This is a genomic window from Fodinicola feengrottensis (genome assembly GCF_010993775.1).
GTDB classification, from domain to species: domain Bacteria; phylum Actinomycetota; class Actinomycetes; order Mycobacteriales; family HKI-0501; genus Fodinicola; species Fodinicola feengrottensis.
This window is the reverse complement of the sequence record NZ_WOTO01000051.1, coordinates 37,920-59,718: the sequence shown is the minus strand read 5'-3', so window position 1 is coordinate 59,718 and position 21,799 is coordinate 37,920. Positions and strand designations below refer to the sequence as shown.

Here is a 21,799-nt window from a genome sequence, read left to right as displayed (position 1 = left end):
CTGGCGAGAGGCTGCGGTCAGCTCCGCGGCCGTGACGGCTCTTCCGCCTGGCGCGGTCCATAATGTGCCGGGCCCGCCGGAAATGAGCAGCAACAGCTTCGCGGTGTCCAGCGCGCCCATGTTCGAGCCGGTGAACCCCCGCCCACCAGCTTCAGCGTCGGCATGCCGAGCTGGGTGAACTGGTTGTTGAGCGCGTCGATCCCGCCATGGTCCCGCAGCACCTGGATCAGCGCACAAGTCGAGGCATCGCTGGAAACCGTGATCATGTCATCGAAAAACTGCCTTACCTTGCGGCTCACCGAACCGCCGCAGAAGCCGTCGGGAAGCGTCGGCTCGTACGAATACGTCTGGTCGAGCGACAGTTGGCCGCGATCGACCAGTCGCAGAATTCCATAGCCGACCATCAGCTTGAGAATGGAGGCAGGATAGGGCGACATGTAGTCGATTGGCGCCTTTTCCAGCCCTGGCAACACATCCCTGCTGCCCTGCCCGTTTTGGCGGTCCCATTCCGAGTCGTCCCAATAGCGCCAGCGGACCTGGTCGGTGGCCAGATTCGTGTCCACCGGCACCACCTTGCCGTCCGGATAACGCGGGCTGAGCAGCACATCCGCGGTCGACAGCGGCCGCCCGTCGGTGGCCAGCTCAACGACGGTCACGTCCACATTGGGAACTTGGCGGGCCGGCCCCGACCCGCCGCCAGGCAAGGCCGTATCGGTCCCCGCGAAAATTCTGTTGCCGCACCGCTTGTAACAGTTCGGTCGCCAACCGACCATTTCGATCCACCGTCGGTGTCGGCGAGGCCGCGGGCGACGGGCTACCGCTGCCCCTGCTGGGTGCCGGAAGCGCGGACGTACAGCCGGCCAGGAACACCAGCGCGGCCGCGGCCGCCAGCCATCGTGGATAGGCCCCCGCTGCCATCGGTCCCCCTGTGGACTTCGACGTCGTTCAGCGAAGCGTACGCAGGTCAGAGGGCTGTTCCAGAGCCAGGCTCAAGAACAGTTGGCCGCACCGGCGAAACGCGAATCAATCTCCCGTATCGCCCGAAAGGGCCATCACTGGAGGCCGCAGGGGATCCCGTGATCCGTACCCAAAGCCCGAGGGTCGCGGCCGGCTCATACTCGTAAATATCAACCCCAAGTCGGAAAGGGCATGCGGGTGCCGCCTCGGCAGCAGACATCGTCATTTGAGCAGCGACAGCGGCTCCCCATCGGCTGGCTCGTCATTCTCGTCGGGGTCATTTGCGTCCTGTCGCTGCTGGGCTGCGCACAAGGGGCGAAGTCCGTGACTTCGGTAGCTCGCGCTCTCGGGGTCGGCGGCCAGCAGGGTGTCCTGACCGTGGCCTCCCATCGGACCATTTCCAGTGGGCATGGGAGCAGGTCGGCCGCGGTGGGAACGGTGCACCTGGCCGATGGCACGGCCCTTCCGGGAGTTCTTCTCGACGACGGCGCTCAGCACGCGCTTGGCGACACCGTTTCGGTCGCGATGATCGGAAACAGCGAGGCCGTTCCTCGCAGCTTTTCGTACGCTCTGACCGCACTGGCCGGAGTCTTCGTCTGGATCGCGGCCATCTGGGCAGCACTTTGGCTCGCTGTTTATCTCTGCACGTACGGAAAGACGAGTCTTCTGGCGACCTACCGAAAACGCGTCATGATCGCCGGTTTTGTGGTCCTGGGCCTCTTGGCGGTCGGCTCTTTAGCAGCTGGGTTCGTCGTCAACTTTCGCCCGATATAAGGCACGGTTTGCAGACGGCACCGCGGCCCGATCAGAGGCGAATTCGGCTCCACGCCAGCGCTTGGCGCCAATTCGGCCCGTCGGCGATCCAGTCGTTGACCACCCGCGCGACCGGCTCACACCCGATCACCGTCGGCTGCGCCGGGACCTCGGCCCGGAAGTGCCGGTCCTCGCCACCATCGCGGTATTCCACCGTGTAACTCAGGTCGTCGTTGAGATAGGCCTGCATGTAATGCTGGCCCTCAGGTTCGCGGTCCAGCCGGTCAACGATGACGAACCTCGACCGCAAGTTCAGGTCAGCGAGCAGGTCGTGCAGTTTCTCCTCGGACGGGTCGTCCCAGCTCGTGTCGTCCCATTCCTTGGCACGTACGACCGGTGGCACCATTTGCCCGACTCTACCGGCCCCACGCCACCGTCCCCGAGACGTACGCGCGCAGCTTGCCCCGCAGGAGCACGCCGAGAATGAGGTTGGTCCGGCCTGTCGCGTCAGGCAGGATCACGGCATGCTCCGTGGTGACAAGATCGGACTGCGTGCCCGGTTCCAAACCGACGTCCCCGTTCTACAGTCTGAGCTCTATGACGATGTGGCGACCCGGTCACGGGCAGATTCACGTCCATGGCGACCCATCGCGCCCGGCTCCTCCGCGTCGCCCTACGCCGTCGCCGATCCTTCCGATGAGGTGGCGTTCTTCTCCGCGGTCCACCTCGCTGACGGCGAGCTGGCGGGTGAGGCGCTGTTGTGGGGCATCGATGTCCACAACAGAACAGCCCACCTCGGGCTCTCGCTGCGCCCGGCGTTCCGCGGCCGTGGGCTGGGCACCGACACGGTACGGGTGCTGTGCCATTACGGTTTCCAGGTCCGTGGCCTGCACCGGTTGCAGATCGAGACACTGGCCGACAATGCCGCGATGATTCGGGCGGCCGGCCACGCAGGATTCGTACTCGAAGGAACCTTGCGCCGCGCGGCATGGGTAAACGGGGAATTCATCGACGAGGTCATTCTCGGGCTCCTCGACGTCGAGCGGGAACTCTCTTCATGAGCTGGAGCGAGCGAAGTAGTCGATGCGCGGGCATCCACCTTCTCCATTGATTCCGTGGTTAGCTGCCCACTTCGCGCCAAGCCTCAGCGACTGTCTCCGCGGCCTCCGCAGCGGTGACTGTCAGCCGGATCTGAGCGCCAAGGTCCCGGTTCCAGCGATCCTGGCCCGGTGGTGTCGCATAGTCCTTGGGGTTGGGCGTGCGGTTGGTCGGACCCAAACGAGCGTAGAGGTCGGCCGCCTTACGGTTGATGTGGCCGCGCACGGCGAGAGCCCACAGGTCCCAGAGGTCGCGGGAGGCGCGGCGGTCGTACCAGGCCGTCGCTTTCGCTGCGGCGAATCCGGGAGCGGTCGGCACGACGAGCCGAGCAGGCCCGGCGTCGGAATAGCGCTGCACTAGATTGACCTCTTCGGTGGGCCACCGTGGATATCCTGTGGCGCTAAGCAGCTGGATGCGGACCATCAGGCCGTCGGCGCTGCGGAGAATGGCTGGTGCGGGCTCTCGTACCTCGGTCAGTGCGGGATCCCAGCCGAGGTCGGGGAACTCCCGTCGCAGCGCTCGTGGGAGCGTTGCCGTGAGCTGTGCCGCGACCTCGGAACGTCTGCCGATCGCGAGTAGATCGATGTCCTCCGAAAGTCAGCCGTCGGGGACGACGCTGCGGGCCAACGCTGTGCCGCCGAAAAACACGATTTCATGAACGGCCTCTGCGCTGATCGCGGCAAGTAAATGCGAGATCAGGTGATCCCGCAGAACCTGGCCCTCGTCGACGCCGAAGGCGGCGGAGACGTCCCGTAGTTCGGTCGGTTCGAGCACGTCAGGCTGCCTCGTGAGCGTCAAGCGCGTCATCGAGCGCGCGGCGTCGGCGTTGCTGGGTTGCGAGGTCGCGTAGCAGCGCCATGTCGGCGCGCGGAATCAAGGACGCCACGGCTTCTCTCGCAGCGTCTGGACGTCACCCAGTTCAGGACGGGCGATGAGGTCGAGCAGAGTCTGCTCAACGGTGGTGACCCAGCCTTGGCCGAGTTCGGTCTGGTGACGCTGAACGTCGAGGCGCGCGACGGCGCGGCGGACGAAAAGGACTGCGGCCTTGCGGTCGGTGAGTTGCAAAGTGTTTCTATGGCGTTCCACGGCGACGACCGCGACATTGAGAGCGCGCGGCAAAGCGCCATGAACGCGCGCTGCACTGATGCCCATCAACGCGCTGCTGGTCGTGTGGCCGCCGGTGCCCGCGGTGCCGAGCGCGACGGCCTCGAGCGGTGGTCGCCACTTCCTGCCTACGTGATCGTCCGGGACAGCGGCGAAAAGCCCAGGGGCGAGCCGGTGGAGCGCTCCTGCTCGCTCCAGCCGAGCGAACTCGGCCCGAGGATTGCTGTAAATGTGCTCGGCGTCAACGGGCCGGAGCACCCGGCCACGAAGCAACAGATCAGCGGGTACTCGTGCAGCGACTTGACTTGGTGGCCATGAGTGTCACCTCCGTAGTGTCTAACACTACAGATATGCCAGTGATGAGCCCAACAGGGTCGGCCATGGCTGACACGCTCCGAGCTTCATCCAAGCAGACCCGCGAGGCTCCGAAGCGCCTCAACAATGGCCCGGAGGTCGCGTAGGCAGTTTTTTTACTTCGCTGCTGCTGCACTTTGCTGCTGCACCTGGCTCCCTGGACAGAACAGAGGCCCTGCACCGTGATCCGGTGTAGGGCCTCTGACCTGTCTCAACCTGACGCGCGCCCGGTAGGATTCGAACCTACAACCTCTTGATCCGTAGTCAAGTGCTCTATCCGTTGAGCTACGGGCGCACAGCTTTCGCTGCGATACAACAATAGTGCGATGGTGCGCGGAGGCTCCGGGATTCGAACCCGGGAGGGGGTTTAAGCCCCCAACCGCATTAGCAGTGCGGCGCCATAGGCCAACTAGGCGAAGCCTCCCGGTGCCTCGTAATCAACGGGCCACCGGCAAATGACGATACACAGCCAGCTAACTGCCGGGTAAAGCAGGGTCGGCCAGTGACGGCGGTCACTGGCTGTTCTGTACGGCCTGGCGCTCGCCGTAGCCGAGCGGGACCCGGCCGGCGAGTCGGCGGATGGCGGCGGGGCGGGTCCAGAATGCCTCGGCTTCCATGGCGGCCATGGCGATGCGGATCAGTGAGCCGGCCGAGGGGTAGCAGACGAACCGCGGCATCCAGGTGGGGGCGAACTTCTCGTTGAAGCGGTAGAGAGACTCGATCTGCCACCAGCGGGAGGCGAAGGTGAGCAGCCGGCTCCACATCCGGCTGACCGGGCCAGCGCCGAGTTTCTCGCCGCGGGCGAGGGCTGAGCGGAACATCGCGAAGTTCAGGGACACTCGCTTCACCCCGAGGCCGCCGCACTGTTCCATCAGCGAGCAGATCAGGAACTCGTTGAGGCCGCCGTCGGCGTCCCGGTCTCGCCGCATGAGGTCCAGAGACAGGCCATCGGGCCCCACGGTACGAAGTTGAGCAGCGCACGCAGTCGCTCGGCTCCGGGCTCCTCAGGGTCCACTGTGTGGGCGGTGACGACGACGCAGTCGCCGTCCTCAGGGTCACCGAAGCGGCCCAGCGCCATGGAGAAACCGCGCTCGGTCTCAGCGCCGCGCCAGGCGGCCGCCACCCGGGCGATCTCGGCGACCTCGGCCTGGGTGAGTTCGCTCAACCGTCGTACGCGGGCCACATAGCCGGCGCGCTTGACCCTGTTGACGGTCTGCCGGACGTTGCGCATGGTGCGACCGGACAGGCTGAAGTCAGCGACTTGAACGACCGCCTCGTCGCCGATCTCCAGCACGTGCAGGCCGGCTTCACGGGCGTACACAGTGCCGCCCTGTTCCGAGCAGCCAATGACAGCCGGCAGCCAGGCGTATTCGCGGCAGAGCTCGATGAACGGCTTGATCGCGCCCGGCCAGGCCTCCGGATCACCGATCGGATCACCGCTGGCCCAGCGCCACTCCGGCGACCACCCGGTACGGGACGGCGGCCTTTCCGGTGGGCGACCAGACCACGCTTTTGTCCGTACGCAGGGCGAAGTATCCGAGTGAGTCGCGGGAGCCGAACCTGTCCAACAGCTCGTGCAGGCGCTTGGAGTCGTCGTTTGTCAGGTACGCCTTGGGTTCCAACGGGCGGAGCAGCAAGTACGCGCCGATGATGATCGCCAGCACGGTGACGCTGACGAGAAAAGTCGTCGCGAGACTCTCGTAGCGGACGTTCCGGTATTGCACCGGGCCGGTCTGCCCGATGAATCCCCGCACGGTGGTCCAGGCCGCCGCCAACAGGGTCGGATGACCGGTGAGCTTGCGGTGGTAGACGCCGATGGCGAGCATGCCGGCGATGAACCCGACCGCGTAGATGACGACCACCGCGGCAACCGCGATCAACCGGGTCGAGCGGTCGCCCTTGGCGGTGAACTCGGCCCGGCCGTACACCAGCAGCGCCAACAGGACCAGCGCGAGGAACGCCTCTTCAAGGTCGAGCCCTTTGCCGACATGCGTGACGATCAGCACAGCGCAGATACCGACCGCGAGCCGCCAAGCCCGCCGCTTGCGCCGACGCAGGCCGTGCGCGAGCAGGATCAGGACCATTCCAGAGGCCACCACCAACAGCCCGGCCGTTAACGTGACTGGCCCCGGCACGAACTCCGCGAGCATCTTGAACCGGTAGCGGTCGTGCGGGCTGACCGCGCTCCAAATGCTGATTACCCCGTAGAGCGCGGAAAGGACGGCGAGCGCGGCGGGCAGCCAGCGTCGCTGACTGAGCCACCACGGAGTCGTGCCTTCCCCGTGCTTTGTCTCCACAATGCTCCAGTTTGCCCGGTGCCCCGCGATCCGCGCGCAGGCGCCTTCAGCTACGGCGCGGCGGCGCGGTCGGGTGAGCCAACGTGGACTTCGCAGTCCCTATCCTGAACAGGGTGAACGCCGCAGCCCAGCAGAACGTTCCAGCCCCTGACCCGGACGCCGGCCGGCCAATTCTGCCCGATGGCTTGTTCGCTGAGCTGCGCGCCGACCCGTTGCACGCGCCGGAACATCTGGCGCTGGAGGCGGTACGCCGGACCGGGCCCGAGGCGCGCGACTGGTTCGCACGCGCGCGGTCGGGGCGTACGACTCCGCGCTGGCTGGCGAAGCGGGTCCGTGACCGCTTCACCCGGCTCTCCCGCTATTCCGGCGCCGCCGGTGGCGTCCTCGGCCTGCCCGGCGCGGTCGCCGACGTGGGCGTGCTGGCCTGGAACCAGGCGCGGATGATCATCTTCCTGTCGGCGGTCTACGAGCTCGACCCGTGCGACCGCGAGCGGGCCGCCGAGATCCTGGTGCTGACCGGCGTCCACGAGGCGATGAGCCTGGCCGAGACGGCGGTCAGGGTGGCCGCCCGCCGCACGCCCGCGACGGATTTGCTGGCGCACGGAGGAGGCGGCTCGACCTGGGACGTGGCCCGCCGGCTGGCCGATGGTCGGCCTCAAGCTGGGCAAACGCGCCCTCCTGCGGGCCGTACCCGTCCTTTCGGTACCGCTCGCCGCGATGGGCAACGCGCACTCGACCAAGCAGCTTGCCCGCAAAACGATCGCGATGTACGAGCAGCGCCGGGGCAGCGGACGTACGGCGATCGCACCCGAACCCAGCTAAAGCTCGGCCTGTGGACAACAGACCAAATGCCCGTTTTGCCGATTTCTTATGTGCCATGGTGGGCCCCCACCCAACGGGCGGGGGGGGGTACGTGGGTCTAAGACGTCACCACAAAAAGCCACGCGTTTCGCGCGCGTAAGCAACGACGACCCGCGTAAAACGTCCCGTCAGCACGGACGAGCGGCACGCAGCAGCTCCTGCACTTCGCTGTCCGGGACCGGCGCGAAATCCCGGTAATACTGCCCGACCGCCCCAAACCCGGCCGGCTGCCACGGGCAGATCACCCGATCGCACACCACCCCCCCCAACCCCGGCCGGCCCGGCGGCGCGGCGACCGGCACCGCGAGCCACACCGCCGTCGCTCCCAGCGCGCCAGCCGCCGCCACGGCCGCCCGGGCCGTCACCCCGCGCGCCAAGCCGTCATCGACCAGGACGACCGTACGGCCGGCGAGCGAAAGGGCGAGCCCATCCCGGTACGCGGCGACCCGCCGGTCCAGCTCGGCCCGTTCCCGCGCGAGGACGGGCTCCAGCGCCGCCCGGTCCAGCCGCAGCTGCCGCAACACGTCCTCATCCAGCACGGACGCACCACCCTCGGCGATCGCGCCAACACCCATCTCGGGCTGCCAGGGCAGGCCGATCTTGCGTACGACCAGGACATCCAGCGAGCAGCCCAGCGCGGCTGCCACCGGAGCCGCCACCGGCACTCCACCGCGGGGCAGCGCGAGGACGAGCGGGTGGGCCGGTACGAAGTCGGCGACCAGCCCGGCCAGTCGTACGCCGGCATTATGGCGGTTTGCGTAGATCATTCCCGAGCCAGCATGGCCTCTTCGAGATCCAACTCGTGGAAGACCCGCCGAAGCACCTCGTCATCGATGCTGCCGCTGTCCCGCATCGACACGAAGACATCCCGTTCCGCGGTGAGCATCTCCCGACGAAGCCTTCGAAAGGCCGCCGACGGGGTCTCCTTGGCATCGCGTCCCGGCCCGGAGCCGAGCCGCTCCCAGGCGCCCAACTGCCGGCTGTCGGCCCATGCTCGCAGCCGGTCGGCGACACCGTCCGGCGGCTCGATGTCCTCGGATTCCAAGACGGTGTCCAACCGGTCGACAGCGGCCCGGATCGCGGCATGCTGGGCGTTCGCCTCGGCCAGGTTGTCGGAGAAGGTGTCGTTGGTGGAAATGCCGATCCGGCGGATCAGCGATGGCAGGGTCAGGCCCTGGACGACCAGGGTGCCGAGCACCACGCAGAAAACCAGGAACAGGATCGTGCCGCGGCCGGGCACGTTCGTCGGGATCGCGAACGCGGCGGCCAGCGAGACCACTCCGCGCATCCCGGACCACGACACGATGGTCGGGTTCCGCCAGCTGTAGTTCGGGTTGTCCTCCCGGATCCGCCTCACCAGGATCCGCGGCAGGTACGAGGCCGGGAACACCCACACGAAACGGATCACGATCACCAGCAGCACGATCCCCACCCCGCTGATGATCAGGACGGTCGCGGACTTGCCGGTCTGCCCGGCCAGCACGCTCGGCAGCTGCAGGCCGATCAGCGCGAACACGATCGACTCCAGGAAGAACTTGACCATCTTCCAGACCCCGCCGGCGATCAGCCGGGCCGCGTACGTCGTCTGCGAGTTGCGGTGCCCGAGATAGAGCCCCACGACCACCACCGCGAGCACCCCGGATGCCGCGTACGAACCGAGGTGCAGCGATTCGGCCAACGCGTACACCACGAACGGGATGAGCAGTGCCAGCACGTTCTCCAGCACCGGATCGGCCAGCCGCATCCGGACCCAGTGCAGGATCGGGCCCGCGATCAGGCCCACGATGACACCGCCGGCGGCCGCGATCAGGAAGCCGGTCGCGCCCTCCAACAGCGAGACGCCACCGCCGAGGACCGCGGCCAGCGCCACCCTGTACGCGGTCAGCGCGGTGGCGTCGTTGAGCAGGCTCTCGCCGCCCAGCACGGTCAGCATCTGCCGCGGCAGCCCGAGCGTACGACCGATGGACATGGCCGCGACCGCGTCCGGCGGCGCCACCAGCGCGCCCAGCATGAAAGCCGCCGCGATGGACAGGCCCACGGCCATGTGCATGACCACCCCGACGACGATGGTCGTCATGAGTACGAGGCCGACCGACAGCAGCCCGATCGCCCGCATGTTTCGCCGGAAGCCCATGTACGAGCTGTCCACCGCCTCCGAATAAAGCAGCGGCGGCAGCACCAGGAAGAGGAAGACCTCTGGATCCAGGCGAGTGAGGGAGTAGTCCGGCAAACCGGGCACGAAAGCGGCCGCGAGGCCGACCAGGACGAGCAGGATGGGCGCCGACAGCTTCAGCTTCCGGGCCGCTCCTGCCACCAGCACAGCGCCGACGACCAGCCCAAACAGGGTGAAAGTACCGTGCATTGTTCTCCTTGCGCTGCTGCCTGACCGGTGCTCGCCCCCATGATGAAGCAGGCCGCACTCCCACCCAAGCGGGCCCGGTCGAAGGCTATTCCGGCAGTTGGCGCGTCACCGGCCTACGCTGGTCCGCCGGGGCACTACTTTGACCACCATCTGACTTCAGTAGGGGAGATCGCCAATGCCCAGTTGCGTTCATGTGGGCACTGTCAACCCGGACATCGAGCCGCGGACACCGGGCGCTTGCGAGGACTGTCTCGCCGCCGGCACCCGCTGGGTCCATCTTCGACTGTGCCTGAGCTGCGGAAAGGTCGGCTGCTGCGACTCGTCGCCGTCCCGGCACGCGAGCGCGCACTTCGCCGCCGACGACCACCCGGTGATGGCCTCGGCCGAACCGGGCGAGAACTGGAGATGGTGTTTCGTTGATCAGACCCTGGTGTGAGGGAGTCCGGCACCGCACACCAGGGTCTGGCTCTTCGTGCCGCGGGAACCACTCACCACAGCAGGTTGTGAGAAGTTAACAGTATCGGGCGTGCGCTTGTAAAGCGTATCCGTGATACTTAACGCGTACGTACGACCCGGTTGTGCGGTTTGCGGCGATGAGGGGAGGCCCACTCGATGGGTGCCAGTTTGCGAGATGTGGCACTGCGGGCCGGCGTTTCGGTGAAAACCGTCTCAAACGTGGTCAATGGGTACGAGCACGTCACCCCAACTACCCGGTCCAAGGTCGAGGCGGCGCTGAAGGAGCTGAACTACCGGCCCAACCTGTCGGCCCGGAACCTGCGCCGCGGCAAGTCCGGCATCATCGCGCTGGCGCTGCCGGAGCTGGACTCGCCGTATTTCGCCGAGCTCGCCCGCAGCGTCATCCGCGCCGCCGAAGAGCGCGGTTACACGGTTTTGATCGACCAGACCGACGGGCGGCTGGAGCGCGAGCGGCACGTCCTGGCCGGCATCCGGCCGCAGCTGGTGGACGGCCTGATCGTGAGCCCACTGTCGGTTGGTCGAGAGGAACTCGCGGCGCGTACGGACAACACGCCGATGGTCTTGTTGGGTGAGACGGTTTTCGAAGGGCCGGCTGACCACGTCGCCATCGACAACGTGGCCGCCGCCGGCATCGCCACCGAGCACCTGGTCGCCCTCGGCCGGCGCCGGATCGCGGCCATCGGCGTCCAGCCGCCGGACGGCCAGGGCACCGCGCGGCTGCGGCTGCAGGGTTACCTGGACGCCCTGTCGACGGCTGGGCTGCCAGTGGACGAGGACCTGATCCAACAGGGAGCGACCTTCCACCGCGCGGATGGCATCCAGGCGGTCAAGGACCTGCTGTCGCTTCCTGAGCCGCCGGACGCAGTCTTCTGTTTCAACGACCTGCTGGCACTCGGTGCCATTCGGGGTGCGTACGAGATAGGCGCCCGAGTGCCGGACGACATCGCGATCGTCGGCATCGACGATATCGAGGACGGCCGTTTCTCCACTCCGACACTGACCACGATCTCGCCCGACAAGGAACAGATCGCCCGGCTGTCGCTGGAATTCCTGCAGTCCAGGATCGACGGCGACCGGGACGCGCCACCTCGCGAGGTGCAGGCGGATTTCCGTTTGATGGAAAGGGAAAGCACCGGCGGCCGGACGGCCGAATAATTTCTGCGCAGGGGCGGGTACGGTAATATCCGACCGGTTGGCGGCAACTACTGGGCAACCGGATCTTGCTCCCAAGCGTCTGAGGATTTATGACTACTCGGCAAAATGGCCGGCGATGGCCGCTGTTCGCTTTGGTGTTCGCGCTCAGTGGGCTCCTGCTGGTGAGTGCGTGCGGCAAGAAAAAACGTCGCCGAGAGCACCCCGCGGCCGTCGATCAGCAGCTCCCCGTCCGCACCGGCATCTCCTTCGCCCACCCCATCGGTGTCACCCTCACCTTCAGGTTCATCATCCGACGATGACGGCGGCGCGGTCGACGGCTCGCAGCCGCCCACCGCGCAGTTCCGTGGACAGCCGGCATCGCTGCCAGGCGGCGGAAAATCCCCGTTGCGTACGGTCGGCGGCAAGAACATCGCGTTGACGATCGATGACGGCCCGAGCCCCACGTACACCCCGGAATACCTGCGCCTGTTGGCCAAACTTCACATAAAGGCGGTTTTTTGCCTTATTGGGGAGAATGTCCAGCGGTATCCGAATCTGGTGAAGCAGATCGTGGCCGGCGGGCACCTGCTCTGCAACCACACCATGCATCACGACGAGCACCTGGGCACCAAGAGCACCAGCACCATCCACCAGGACATCACCGCCACCACCGCGGTGATCATGAAGGCCAGCGGCGGCGTCCGTCCGGTGTTCTTCCGGGCGCCCGGCGGAAACTGGACCTCACGGCTGCTCGCCGAATCCCGCAAGGTCGGACTCACCCCGCTGGACTGGAGCGTGGATCCGCGCGACTGGTCCCGGCCGGGGGTCGCCCACATCACCACGGTGATCAAGAACGCCAAACCCGGGTCGATCATTCTCTGCCACGACGGCGGCGGGAATCGTACCCAGACCTATGCGGCGCTGCAGAAAGCGTTGCCAGCACTGAAATCCCGTGGCCTGACCTTCGTCACACCACGACCGGAATAGATGTCAGTCAGCCGGCTGCAGGACGACGACGATCACCGTGCCGTCGCTCACGCTTTTGAGAGTGACCTGCGTCTGCGCGATGGTCGTCGTCTGACCGACGCGCAGCGGCACGGGTTTGGCGTTGATCGACACGGTCGCGCCGTCGTCGCCGACCGAATCCAGCCGTACGACCGTCTTGATCCGGTCGATCGTGATCAGCGCGCCAGCCCCGGAGAGGGTGGCCGTGCAGGTGGTGCCCTGACAGGTGGCCTGGCCGCTGGTCTGACCGCAGCCGGTGACCAGCCCGGCGGCCATCACGGCGAGCACAGCCGCCGTCGCCAGCCGCTGTCCGCGTGGCATCTCGCTCGCCCCATCTCGATCGCTGTAAGTGCTCCGTCAAGGTAATCCGTCACCGTTGCTTTGCCGCCGGCAGGTGCGGGCCGGCGGCCAGCGATGATGAGGGACATGCTGACGAGCCAGGAACTTCGCGACCAGTTGGCGGCCCACCGGCTGGTGGCGATCGTGCGGGGCGCCGACCCGGACGCGGCCCTGCGTACGGTCGTCACGCTGGTGACGGCCGGCGTGCCGCTGGTCGAGGTGTCGCTGAACACCCCGGACGCGCCGAAGGTCATCGCCGCCGCGACCGCCGAGCTGGGTGCCGCCGGCCTGGGCGTCGGCGCCGGGACCGTACGCACCGCTGACGACGCCCCCGCGCGCCGCGACGCCGGCGCGACCTTCGTGGTCACCCCCGGCCTCTCGGCCGGCGTCACGGCCGCCGTCGACGCCGGTCTGCCCGTACTAGCCGGCGCCTTCACCGCCACCGAGGCACTCGCCGCGGACGCCGCCGGCGCTACCGCCGTCAAGCTCTTCCCCGCCTCCGCCGGCGGACCCAGCTACTTACGGGCCCTCCGCGACCCGCTGCCGGACCTGCACTTCGTCCCGGTCGGCGGGGGAGGGAGCTGACGTCGTACGCGCCTACCTCAACGCGGGCGCGCTCGCGGTCGGCGTCGGCTCACCTCTGGTCGGCGACGCCGCCTCCTCGGGCGGCAACCAGGCCGAACTGCGCGAGCGAGCCCGCACCTTCCTCGCGATGCTGGCCGAATAACAAGGACCCGCCGATTGACCCAGGTGCGGCGCGAAACTGTCGTACCCACACTGTTTTTTAGGGCGTGTCTCCTCATTCCAGGTGGATGAGGGTCGAGATCCAAGCGTCGTCCTGCGAGTGCCGGGCGGTCGCGCTCATACCTTTGTTGTATGAGTGTGATCGTCCGGTGCTCGCAGGCGGCGTTTGGGCTCGGCCCTCGCCGCCTGGGATGAGGAGACGCGCCCTAGCCCCACCCAGTGATCGGGTGGGGGGTGGGTTTGAGGACGCGCGCGCGTCAAAAATTTCACCATCCGCGAGCTTGTCGTCACCACAGGCGAGTCGGCAACCGGAACGCCGAGTTCGCGAGGGACGCAACGAACCACCGGTTCGTACGGCTGCTACGCAATGTTCTTGCGCAGGATGATGAGGTGAGCCGCTGTTGCGGTCGCCCGGTCGGCCCTGATACTGACAGCGTGACCTCGTTGACCAGTAGCCCTGTGCCCATGACCGGATCGAACGCGGTGGCGTACGCGGAAGAGCATGCCGCGCACAACTACCACCCGCTGCCGGTGGTCATCGCCGAAGCCGAAGGCAGCTGGGTGACCGACGTGGACGGTCGGCGCTATCTCGACCTGCTCGCCGGCTACTCGGCGCTCAACTTCGGCCACCGGCACCCCGCGCGCTGTCGCCGCCGCCACCGACCAGCTCGGCCGGCTAACGCTGACCAGCCGAGCCTTCCACCACGACCGGTTCGGCGAGTTCTGCCAAAAGCTGGCGCGGCTCGCCGGCAAGGACGCCGTGCTGCCGATGAACACCGGCGCGGAGGCGGTGGAGACCGCGATCAAGGTGGCCCGCAAGTGGGGCTACCGGGTCAAGGGCGTGCCGGACGGCGAGGCCCGGATCGTCACCTGCGGAGGCAACTTCCACGGCCGTACGGTCAGCATCATCTCGTTTTCCACCGACGAGGAAGCCCGCGCCGACTTCGGCCCCTACACGCCTGGCTTCGTCGTGGTGCCCTTCGGCGATCTGGAAGCCGCCGTCAAGGAGATCGCCGATCCGCGTACGGTCGCCATCCTGGTCGAGCCGATCCAGGGCGAGGCCGGCGTGATCGTGCCGCCGGCTGGCTACCTCGCAGGCATCCGGGAGGCCTGCACCAGGCACAACGTGCTGATGCTTGCCGACGAGGTGCAGTCCGGCCTTGGGCGTACGGGCGCGACCTTCGCCTGCGACCACGAAGACGTGGTGCCCGACATGTACGTGCTGGGCAAAGCGCTCGGCGGCGGCATCCTGCCGGTCTCCGCTGTGGTGGCTGACTGGCCGGTGCTCGGGGTGATCAAGCCGGGTGAGCACGGCAGCACGTTCGGTGGCAACGCGCTCGCGTGCGCGCGTCGGCACCGCCGTGGTGGACTTGTTGGCCACCGGCGACTTCCAGCGCCGCGCCACCGAGCTGGGCGCCCACCTGCATGAATCTCTGGCGAAGCTGCCGTCCGAGGCGGTTGTCGCGGTGCGCGGCCGCGGGTTGTGGGCCGGTGTCGAGTTCGCCGAGTCGGTCGGCACCGGCCGGCAGGTCTGCGAGCGGCTGGCCGAGCGTGGAGTGCTGGCGAAAGACACCCACGGCTCCACCATCCGGCTCGCCCCGCCGATCGTCATCACCGCCGACGAGATCGACTGGGCCGTCGAGCAGATCCGCGCCGTCGTTTCCTAGCGGAGGGCGTCAGCTGCGACCGGGTCGGAGTCCTTCAGGAACTGGGCACAGCGGGCCGCTTCGTCTGCCTCGTTGATCGTGGCGGCGGCGCGGCCCAGCGCGTGCAGCGCACGCAGGAACCCGCGGTTGGGCTCGTGCGACCACGGCACCGGGCCGAAGCCCTTCCAGCCGGACCGCCGCAGCTGGTCCAGGCCGCGGTGATAGCCGGTCCTCGCGTACGCGTACGAAGCCACCGGATCGCCGGCCGCGAAGGCCCGATCAGCGAGCGCTCCCCAGGCCGCGCTGGAAGACGGGAACCGCGCCGCCACCGACGACAGGTCGCCGTCGCCGAGGGACTCCAGCGCGGCGGTCGCGGGGTCCACGGGCAGCAGGGTGGGAGCGGGTTCGCCCAGCAGGTTGTGAGTCATGACCCCATCATGCTCAGGTCACCAGACCGGCGACGACGCGACCTGGCCGAAGCAGCCGTCATCGCTAGTTGGGGATGGGGGCGGCGCCGAGGGGTTGGCCGGTGGCGGAGCGGGCCTGGAGGTGCCGGCCGGCGGTGCCGGGCGCGGGGTCGGCGACCGTCACCGACGACTGGTCGGCGACCTTGCTGCCGGCCAGCCATAAAGAGGCCGCGGGCGTTGCGGCGGAGCCCATAAGAGCGTGTACGGACCCACTCTGGCAGCTGCCCGCGACGACGTTGGGAACGGCGGCGATGGCCTCGACTCGTACGCACGGCATCGTGTCGTCGCCGACCGCGAAACCGGTGACCAGCCACGACCGGCCGCCGTCACGTACGAGCAGCGCCTCACCGGTGACCTGCTTGCCGGCAACCGTGGCCGGCGTGAACTGGCCGAGCTCGGCCACGTCCAGGGACCGTACGCCCAACTGGGCGCGGGCGGCCTTGGCCAGGGAGATCATCCGGCCGGACGGCAGCGCGTCGGACGACCAGCCGGCGGGCGGCGGGCTGATGCTGATGGCATTCGAGGTGGTGAACAGCGAGCCGTAGGCGGCGGTGCCGGACGCGATCGGTACGAGCCGGCCGCCGCGGATCCCCCGAAACGTCGAAGTCGAACGGATCGTTCGACGGCATCTCGGTCGCCAGCGGCACCGGCTGGGACAGCCCATCGGCGGCTACGCCCGCGCTGGGGCCGGCGTCAGGAGCCGGCCAGCCGTCTTCGCGCAAGGTGACCTTGCTGGCGGCCAGACCCGGCGCGAACAGCAGTCGGGTGGCCAACAGGCCGTCCGGCAGGTAAATCGCGAGCGGCGCCGGCTTGGGCACTTTGGCAGCCCACTCAACAAAAGCACCGCCAGCCGCGTACCGGATCTGCGCGGCCGTCGGCTGGCCGTTCTTGTCGATGCCTTGCAGGACAACCCAAACGCCTTCCGAAGACGTGTTGGCGTAGAGCAGATGGACATCGCGTACGGCCGGATCGGCCTCCGCCCGGCGCACCCAGGACCGCTCGGCGACGGCGATCGCGGTCTTGTCCGTCACCCGGTCGCCACGCGGCGCCCAAGGCAGCAGGCCACTGCCAGCGGCCGGCGCCTCCAGCGCCACCGCCGCCGGGTCGGCGGACAGCGCGGTGGTCACCGCTGGAATGCCCACCGCGGCAAGGATAATCACCACCACCGCAACGAAAAAAACTGCGAGGAAGCGGCGGCGCTGCCGACGATCCAGCGCGAGGATCGCCGGCCGCGGATCGACCGGCACCAGGGGCGTACGGGCCGGCGCCGCGAACGACTCCCGCAGCAAGGTCTCGGTGGCCGATTCCTGGGTGTCCGGCAGGCTCATTCGACGACCTCCCGCACGGCCAAAGAATGCAGCGCCTCCTCGATCAGCCGGGTGACCCGGCGAGGCGGTTGGGAAATCAGCTCGGAGATCGCGTCGAGCTCCAGATTTTCGTCGTAGCGCAACACCATCAGCGCCCGCTGCAACCGCGGCAGCCCAGCCAGCCGATGCCAGAGATCCTCGGCTTCCTCGCTCGCTGGGGCGCCCGGCAATTCCGCCCGTACCGGCAGTGGGCGACGCCCCTGCCAACCAGTCAGCTGGGTCAGGGATTCCCGCCACCACCCCGATGAAAGCGCGCCGGACAACATCGTCTTGCGGACGACCTGCTCGGCGCCGGCGAGCCGGGTGCTGCGCCAGTGCCGGTACGCACCAGCCAGCGCCGAGTCGAGCATGTCCTCAGCAGCACCGATGTCACCGGTCAGCAAATAGCCGAACCGGAGCAGGACGGCATAGCGGTAAGTAAGGAAGGCCTCGAACTCCTCCTCGTACTGCCGCTGTTTTTTTCTTCGCCCGCCCCGATTTTTCGGCCACCACTAGTTTTTCAGCGAAGTCCCGGCCGAACTGAGGTTCTGGCAGGCTTCGACCACTCGGGCAGCCAGGCCCGCCTCGGCCGCCTTGCCCCAGGCCCGCGGGTCGTACGCCTTCTTGTTGCCGACCTCTCCGTCGATTTTCAGGACGCCGTCGTAATTCTTGAACATGTGGTCCACGACCGGGCGGGTGAACGCATATTGCGTGTCGGTGTCTACATTCATCTTGACCACGCCGTAGCTCACCGCGGCCGCGATCTCTTCCGGCAGCGAACCGGATCCGCCGTGGAAAACCAGGTCGAACGGCTTTTCCTTGCCCACCTTGGCGCCCACCGCTTCCTGGATCTCCTTCAGGATGTCCGGCCGCAGTTTTACGTTGCCTGGCTTGTAAACTCCGTGCACGTTGCCGAAAGTCAAGGCGGTGATATAGCGGCCGTTCTCACCGGTCCCGAGCGCCTCGACGGTTTTCAGGCCATCCTCGACGGTGGTGTAGAGCTTTTCGTTGATCTCGTTGGCGACGCCGTCCTCCTCGCCGCCGACCACACCGACCTCGATCTCCAGGATGATCTTCGCCGCGGCCGCCTGGGCCAGCAGCTCTTTGGCGATCGTCAGGTTCTCGTCCAGCGGCACCGCCGAGCCATCCCACATGTGCGACTGGAAGAGCGGTTCCTGGCCGTTCTTGACCCGCTCCGCGGAGATCGCGAGCAGCGGTCGTACGTACGCGTCGAGCTTGTCCTTGGGGCAGTGGGCAGTGGTCGTGTGTGCAGCGCGATGTTCACCGAATACTGCGCGGCCACGTGGTGCGCGAACTCGGCCAGCGCCTGCGCTCCGACGACCATGTTCTTGACCGTCGACCCGGACAGGTATTCGGCGCCGCCGGTCGACACCTGCACGATGCCGTCGCTCTCGGCCTCGGCGAAGCCGCGGATCGCCGCGGTCAGCGTCTGCGACGAGGTGACGTTGATGGCCGGATAGGCGAAGGATCCGTCCTTGGCCCGGTCAAACATCTCGGCGTAGACCTCGGGCGTGGCGATAGGCATTCCAACCGCTCCTCTGTATCGAGCCAGATACGTTCCGCGGGTCACCCAGCCGCAGCCAGGTCGACCTGCGTTTACCCTACCGGCCGGGGTCTCGACGCAGCGCAGGGTGCGTCGGTGTTCACGCCCGGGTCCGCCGCGCGTACGCGCGGTCGCTTACGCACGTTACGGGTGGGGCGACTGCGGCCTGGGTGACGGTCGAGGCGGCGGTGGGTTGCCTTGGTCCGGCGGTTCCGGGCCGCTCCGGACATTCCGCCGCCGCGCTTCCTGCGCGGCCTGGCGTGCGCGCTCGTTGATTCGGTACGTACGCGCCGTGATGCCCGGGTCCAGCTGGACCAGATACGGATCCGGCGGAGCCGCGGACCGCTGCGGACTAACCGCCGCGGGACTCGTCGGCTGCCCGACAGCTCGGGCGACCAACCCGTCAATGACCAGCTGTTGCCGGCTGGAGCTGGCGATCAGCTCCGCGACCGCCCCGGTTAGCTGGTCGATCTGTTGACCTTGAGTCGCGATGAGGTGATAGGCGGCGTCCCTGGCCTCGGTCAGCTCGGTGAGCAACTTTTCGGCATTGCGGGTCCTTTCCTGCTCAACCTTGCCTTTGCCGATAGCCCGAAGATTCTCCGGACCTTTGGTCAGCAAAGTGCCCACCACGGTGGCTGCGGCCGGCACCGCGAAAGTGGCCAGGTCCACGTGGACCGTCTGCGTCGCCAACCAACCGGCATACACTTCGTTGTACGCCGCCAACGTGGCGGCTCGGGCGATCACGTCAACGCTGCTTTTCTTTAGACTCTCCCCGCCGGCACCCAACAGCGCCCAGGTTTTCGGGCGGCTCCCTTGAAATCTCTTCTGGGCAGCGGAAGCCTTCCGCATTCCGGCGGCGAATCCGGACCGGGTCGGCTCACTAGACCCGACCCCCGGAACGGTCATAGCGGTTGCAGATAGGCGCAGCGACCGGCCACCAGCAGCGGAATCGCGGCGGCGAAAATTGATCCGAGGCCTGCCCTGTCGTACGGGATGACGGGATCTTGGTCAAGCCCACGGAAAAATTCTCCGACGCTGTCCCACATCGACTTGTTGTTATGAGAAAGGCCCCAGAGCGTGTAGACCTCGCTCAACACGTGAAAAAGCACGTTGCCGTCCCGGCCAATCCGGAAGTATTCCGGGGACTCTCTGGTGTTCCCCAATCCCTCACCGGTCGGGAAAAGTCGGTGTGACCGAAGAAACTCGATCATCGAGTCCGCAGCCGGATCGAATTCGACCAGCAGCCCGGTGTCGACCAGCCGCTGCACCGCCGCCGCAGCGCCGTCCAGCGTCCAGCACGCCGGCCATCGACCCGGCGGTCTGAATGAGCCGATCCCGGGTCAGCTCCAGCTTGGAATGCACGTCGATGTCGGCGAAGGCCGAGACCCACGTCAGGAAGGATTCTCGCTGCAGGCTGACCGTCCCGTAGCCCAGAATGATCTCATAGCAGTCCGGCTCGGCGCCCAGCTGCACGTCCGGATCCGGATTCCAGCTCGGACCGTTCGAGAACCCGACCGGGACAATGATGGTGGCCACTTGCCCTCCCCGTAACTTTCCCCCAGACTCCCGCTCCAACTGCCAGCGACGCGTTGGGAGCGGTTATCGTACCAGCTTAAGCGACAAGGGTTGGCAAAATTTTGTTGGAAACTCTAGGAAACTCGCCCGTGCATTTGCACGTGCATTTCCGTCCGATTCGTTTCCTACCCTTACCTTTTCGGAGTTTGTCCACGAAGACCGACACCACGAGATCACTCGCTCCCACCCGCTTCTTCGAGGATTTCGCGAGCATCGCTGGTCACCCCCGCATGACCTGAGTCTGGCAACTGTTAGCCGAGTTGGGTGAGGAGTTTGCGGGCGGCTATTTGGATGGGGTCCCAGGTGGGGGACAGCGGTGGGCAGTAGCCGAGGTCGGCGTCGACGAGGTCGGCGGCGGTGAGGTGGTGCCAGACTGCGACGGAGACGACGTCGATGCGCTTGGCGACGCCGTGGCCGCCGATCAGCTGGCCGCCAAGGATCGCACCGGTGGTCGGGTCGGCGACCAGCCGGCAGGTGACGGACGGGGCGGCTGGCATGTAGCCAGACGCGGCGGTGCCGTGGATCGTGGCTTGTACGTACGGGCGGCCCTCGGCGGTCAGTTCGCGACAGCTCAGACCCGTACGACCGACCTCGACCTCGACGCCGTCCGCCCCGCCCAGAAACCGGTGATGGCCGTGCCGATGGCACCGGCGAAGGTGGCCTGGCCGCCGCCGATGGTGATGCCCGCGACGCGGGACTGCTTGTTGGCGTGGGTGCCCAGCGGAAGGTGGACGGGCCGCTCCAGCACCCGGTGCCACACCTCCGTGCAGTCGCCGGCCGCATAGACGTTCGGCAGCACCTGCCCGGCCCGCCGGACCCGCAACTGCTCGTCCGTACGAATGCCACCGGACGGGCCGAGCTCCAGCCCGGACGCGGCGGCGAGTGAGCTGCGCGGACGTACGCCGAGGCCCAGCACCACGAGGTCGGCGGGCAGTTCGGACCCGTCGGCCAGCATCACCCCCCCGTGACGTGCCCATCCGCGCTGGTCAGGCCGGCGGCGGAAGTGCCGGTCAGGACGGTGATGCCGACCTTCTCCATGGCCGTACGCAGCTCCACCGCGATGTCCGCGTCCAGCGAGGACATCAGCTCGGGCGAGCGGGACACCACCGTCACCTGAAGCCCGCGCCGGTGCAGCGCGTCGGCGATCTCGACGCCGATGTAACCGCCGCCGCAGACCACCGCACGACCACCCGGCAGCCCGGCCACCTCGTCCCGCAGGCCCGCACCTTGGGGCAGCGTTTGGGCGAAGTGGACGCCGGAAACCTCGTCCTCAATGGCCTCGGTGAACCACGGCGGCCGGACCGGTGCGGCGCCGGTACCGATCACCAGGTGGTCGAACCGCAGCGCCAGTTCGGCACCGGTCGCGTCGTCGCTCATCGCCAGCAGACCCGCGGACAGGTCGAAGCTGGTGACCCGGTGGTGCAGCCGTACGTCCACCGCGTACTTCTCCCGGAACGTGCGCGGATCGCGCGCGACCAGCGAGTCCGGGCCGTTGGTGACCTGGTCACCGACCCAGTAGGGGATCCCGCAGGCTGAGTACGACGTGAACTCACCGCGTTCGAGCGCGATGATCTCCAGGTCCTGCGGTCCGCGCAGCTTGCGGGCCTGTGAGGCGGCCGCCATCCCACCACCGCGTCGCCGCCAACCACCACCAGTCGTTCGGTCATAGCAGCGATCCTCACCGGCGCCGCGTCGAAAAGCCAAAAGACAGCCACC

27 protein-coding genes, 2 tRNA genes and 3 pseudogenes are annotated in these 21,799 nt (G+C 67.5%); 9 read left to right on the top strand and 23 right to left on the bottom strand.

Annotated features, from left to right (window positions below):
- Positions 1–17: 17 nt before the first annotated feature.
- The gene (locus tag GNX96_RS36055) at positions 18–656 is read right to left on the bottom strand and encodes a serine hydrolase (protein ID WP_279582365.1); all 639 of its coding nucleotides are present in this window, start codon (positions 654–656) and stop codon (positions 18–20) included.
- Between the two features lie 499 nt (positions 657–1,155).
- Between GNX96_RS36055 and GNX96_RS36050 the strand changes: the two genes are divergently transcribed.
- The gene (locus GNX96_RS36050) at positions 1,156–1,731 is read left to right on the top strand and encodes a hypothetical protein (protein WP_279582364.1); all 576 of its coding nucleotides are present in this window, start codon (positions 1,156–1,158) and stop codon (positions 1,729–1,731) included.
- 31 nt (positions 1,732–1,762) lie between these two features.
- Here GNX96_RS36050 and GNX96_RS36045 read toward each other — a convergent pair whose 3' ends face one another.
- Positions 1,763–2,116: a hypothetical protein gene (locus GNX96_RS36045; protein WP_163572319.1), complete on the bottom strand. Its 354-nt coding sequence runs from the start codon at positions 2,114–2,116 to the stop codon at positions 1,763–1,765.
- Between the two features lie 118 nt (positions 2,117–2,234).
- Here GNX96_RS36045 and GNX96_RS36040 point away from each other — a divergent pair, with 118 nt between their 5' ends.
- Complete coding sequence (locus GNX96_RS36040; RefSeq protein WP_163572318.1) at positions 2,235–2,771, top strand: GNAT family N-acetyltransferase; 537 nt, start codon at positions 2,235–2,237, stop codon at positions 2,769–2,771.
- Positions 2,772–2,829: 58 nt separating this feature from the next.
- Here GNX96_RS36040 and GNX96_RS36035 read toward each other — a convergent pair whose 3' ends face one another.
- The 7 genes and pseudogenes from GNX96_RS36035 to GNX96_RS57795 form a co-directional block, all read right to left on the bottom strand.
- Positions 2,830–3,393 carry a nucleotidyl transferase AbiEii/AbiGii toxin family protein gene (locus GNX96_RS36035; RefSeq protein ID WP_279582371.1) on the bottom strand — a complete coding sequence of 188 codons (564 nt, stop codon included), beginning with the start codon at positions 3,391–3,393 and terminating at the stop codon, positions 2,830–2,832.
- 12 nt (positions 3,394–3,405) lie between these two features.
- Entirely contained in the window at positions 3,406–3,615 is a 210-nt protein-coding gene (locus GNX96_RS57810) for a hypothetical protein (protein ID WP_279582363.1), read from the bottom strand.
- 66 nt (positions 3,616–3,681) lie between these two features.
- Positions 3,682–3,960, bottom strand: coding sequence for a type IV toxin-antitoxin system AbiEi family antitoxin (locus GNX96_RS65720; RefSeq protein ID WP_390624230.1), 279 nt, complete (start codon positions 3,958–3,960; stop codon positions 3,682–3,684).
- A 528-nt stretch (positions 3,961–4,488) separates the two neighbouring features.
- Positions 4,489–4,561, bottom strand: a tRNA-Arg gene (locus GNX96_RS36025).
- 39 nt (positions 4,562–4,600) lie between these two features.
- Positions 4,601–4,690: transfer RNA gene (locus tag GNX96_RS36020), tRNA-Ser, on the bottom strand.
- A gap of 88 nt (positions 4,691–4,778) precedes the next feature.
- Positions 4,779–5,653 (bottom strand): annotated as a pseudogene (locus tag GNX96_RS57800) (phosphatidylglycerol lysyltransferase domain-containing protein).
- Between the two features lie 46 nt (positions 5,654–5,699).
- On the bottom strand, positions 5,700–6,563 hold the full coding sequence (locus tag GNX96_RS57795) for a class-II aminoacyl-tRNA synthetase family protein (RefSeq protein ID WP_279582361.1): 864 nt from the start codon (positions 6,561–6,563) through the stop codon (positions 5,700–5,702).
- Positions 6,564–6,676: 113 nt separating this feature from the next.
- Here GNX96_RS57795 and GNX96_RS36010 point away from each other — a divergent pair, with 113 nt between their 5' ends.
- Positions 6,677–7,486, top strand: coding sequence for a hypothetical protein (locus GNX96_RS36010; RefSeq protein ID WP_163572317.1), 810 nt, complete (start codon positions 6,677–6,679; stop codon positions 7,484–7,486).
- 66 nt (positions 7,487–7,552) lie between these two features.
- Here the strand turns inward: GNX96_RS36010 and GNX96_RS36005 are convergent, their stop codons facing one another.
- Both GNX96_RS36005 and GNX96_RS36000 read right to left on the bottom strand, forming a co-directional pair.
- Positions 7,553–8,191 carry a phosphoribosyltransferase gene (locus GNX96_RS36005; protein WP_163572316.1) on the bottom strand — a complete coding sequence of 213 codons (639 nt, stop codon included), beginning with the start codon at positions 8,189–8,191 and terminating at the stop codon, positions 7,553–7,555.
- Positions 8,188–9,786 (bottom strand): Na+/H+ antiporter, encoded by a 1,599-nt coding sequence (locus GNX96_RS36000; RefSeq protein WP_163572315.1) that lies wholly within the window; start codon positions 9,784–9,786, stop codon positions 8,188–8,190. Before GNX96_RS36000 ends, GNX96_RS36005 begins: the two co-directional genes overlap by 4 nt.
- A 175-nt stretch (positions 9,787–9,961) precedes the next feature.
- On the opposite strand from GNX96_RS36000, the gene GNX96_RS35995 reads away from it, so the two are divergent.
- The 4 genes from GNX96_RS35995 to GNX96_RS35980 all read left to right on the top strand — a co-directional run bounded on the left by GNX96_RS35995 (position 9,962) and on the right by GNX96_RS35980 (position 12,384).
- Entirely contained in the window at positions 9,962–10,222 is a 261-nt protein-coding gene (locus GNX96_RS35995; protein WP_163572314.1) for a UBP-type zinc finger domain-containing protein, read from the top strand.
- 176 nt (positions 10,223–10,398) lie between these two features.
- Positions 10,399–11,418 (top strand): LacI family DNA-binding transcriptional regulator, encoded by a 1,020-nt coding sequence (locus GNX96_RS35990; protein ID WP_163572313.1) that lies wholly within the window; start codon positions 10,399–10,401, stop codon positions 11,416–11,418.
- A gap of 89 nt (positions 11,419–11,507) precedes the next feature.
- On the top strand, positions 11,508–11,717 hold the full coding sequence (locus tag GNX96_RS35985; protein WP_163572312.1) for a hypothetical protein: 210 nt from the start codon (positions 11,508–11,510) through the stop codon (positions 11,715–11,717).
- Complete coding sequence (locus GNX96_RS35980; protein WP_163572311.1) at positions 11,680–12,384, top strand: polysaccharide deacetylase family protein; 705 nt, start codon at positions 11,680–11,682, stop codon at positions 12,382–12,384. Before GNX96_RS35985 ends, GNX96_RS35980 begins: the two co-directional genes overlap by 38 nt.
- A 3-nt stretch (positions 12,385–12,387) precedes the next feature.
- Here GNX96_RS35980 and GNX96_RS35975 read toward each other — a convergent pair whose 3' ends face one another.
- Entirely contained in the window at positions 12,388–12,723 is a 336-nt protein-coding gene (locus GNX96_RS35975) for a hypothetical protein (protein ID WP_163572310.1), read from the bottom strand.
- Between the two features lie 105 nt (positions 12,724–12,828).
- Here GNX96_RS35975 and GNX96_RS35970 point away from each other — a divergent pair, with 105 nt between their 5' ends.
- Positions 12,829–13,326, top strand: coding sequence for a bifunctional 4-hydroxy-2-oxoglutarate aldolase/2-dehydro-3-deoxy-phosphogluconate aldolase (locus tag GNX96_RS35970; RefSeq protein ID WP_279582360.1), 498 nt, complete (start codon positions 12,829–12,831; stop codon positions 13,324–13,326).
- A gap of 624 nt (positions 13,327–13,950) precedes the next feature.
- Positions 13,951–15,152: pseudogene (rocD, locus tag GNX96_RS35965) on the top strand (ornithine--oxo-acid transaminase).
- Here rocD and GNX96_RS35960 read toward each other — a convergent pair.
- The 11 genes and pseudogenes from GNX96_RS35960 to GNX96_RS57780 all read right to left on the bottom strand — a co-directional run bounded on the left by GNX96_RS35960 (position 15,149) and on the right by GNX96_RS57780 (position 21,706).
- The gene (locus GNX96_RS35960; RefSeq protein WP_163572309.1) at positions 15,149–15,559 is read right to left on the bottom strand and encodes a DUF3151 domain-containing protein; all 411 of its coding nucleotides are present in this window, start codon (positions 15,557–15,559) and stop codon (positions 15,149–15,151) included. The pseudogene rocD and the gene GNX96_RS35960 sit on opposite strands and share 4 nt — an antisense overlap.
- A gap of 64 nt (positions 15,560–15,623) precedes the next feature.
- Positions 15,624–16,001, bottom strand: coding sequence for a hypothetical protein (locus GNX96_RS35955; protein WP_163572308.1), 378 nt, complete (start codon positions 15,999–16,001; stop codon positions 15,624–15,626).
- Positions 15,943–16,926 (bottom strand): hypothetical protein, encoded by a 984-nt coding sequence (locus GNX96_RS35950; protein ID WP_163572307.1) that lies wholly within the window; start codon positions 16,924–16,926, stop codon positions 15,943–15,945. Before GNX96_RS35950 ends, GNX96_RS35955 begins: the two co-directional genes overlap by 59 nt.
- A complete protein-coding gene (locus GNX96_RS35945; protein ID WP_163572306.1) occupies positions 16,923–17,348 on the bottom strand; it encodes a SigE family RNA polymerase sigma factor in 426 nt (141 codons plus the stop codon). Before GNX96_RS35945 ends, GNX96_RS35950 begins: the two co-directional genes overlap by 4 nt.
- Positions 17,349–17,456: 108 nt before the next feature.
- Positions 17,457–18,490: pseudogene (gene fbaA, locus GNX96_RS35940) on the bottom strand (class II fructose-bisphosphate aldolase).
- Positions 18,491–18,652: 162 nt separating this feature from the next.
- The gene (locus GNX96_RS35935) at positions 18,653–19,252 is read right to left on the bottom strand and encodes a hypothetical protein (RefSeq protein ID WP_163572305.1); all 600 of its coding nucleotides are present in this window, start codon (positions 19,250–19,252) and stop codon (positions 18,653–18,655) included.
- 158 nt (positions 19,253–19,410) lie between these two features.
- On the bottom strand, positions 19,411–19,671 hold the full coding sequence (locus GNX96_RS35930; RefSeq protein ID WP_163572304.1) for a hypothetical protein: 261 nt from the start codon (positions 19,669–19,671) through the stop codon (positions 19,411–19,413).
- 4 nt (positions 19,672–19,675) lie between these two features.
- On the bottom strand, positions 19,676–20,044 hold the full coding sequence (locus tag GNX96_RS35925; protein WP_163572303.1) for a hypothetical protein: 369 nt from the start codon (positions 20,042–20,044) through the stop codon (positions 19,676–19,678).
- A gap of 290 nt (positions 20,045–20,334) precedes the next feature.
- Entirely contained in the window at positions 20,335–20,643 is a 309-nt protein-coding gene (locus GNX96_RS57790; RefSeq protein WP_279582370.1) for a hypothetical protein, read from the bottom strand.
- An 11-nt stretch (positions 20,644–20,654) separates the two neighbouring features.
- Positions 20,655–21,038, bottom strand: a complete 384-nt coding sequence (locus tag GNX96_RS57785) for an NAD(P)/FAD-dependent oxidoreductase (protein ID WP_279582359.1) — start codon at positions 21,036–21,038, stop codon at positions 20,655–20,657.
- Positions 21,038–21,706, bottom strand: coding sequence for an NAD(P)/FAD-dependent oxidoreductase (locus GNX96_RS57780; RefSeq protein WP_279582358.1), 669 nt, complete (start codon positions 21,704–21,706; stop codon positions 21,038–21,040). The genes GNX96_RS57785 and GNX96_RS57780 overlap by 1 nt, the downstream gene beginning before the upstream one ends.
- Positions 21,707–21,799 lie beyond the last annotated feature (93 nt).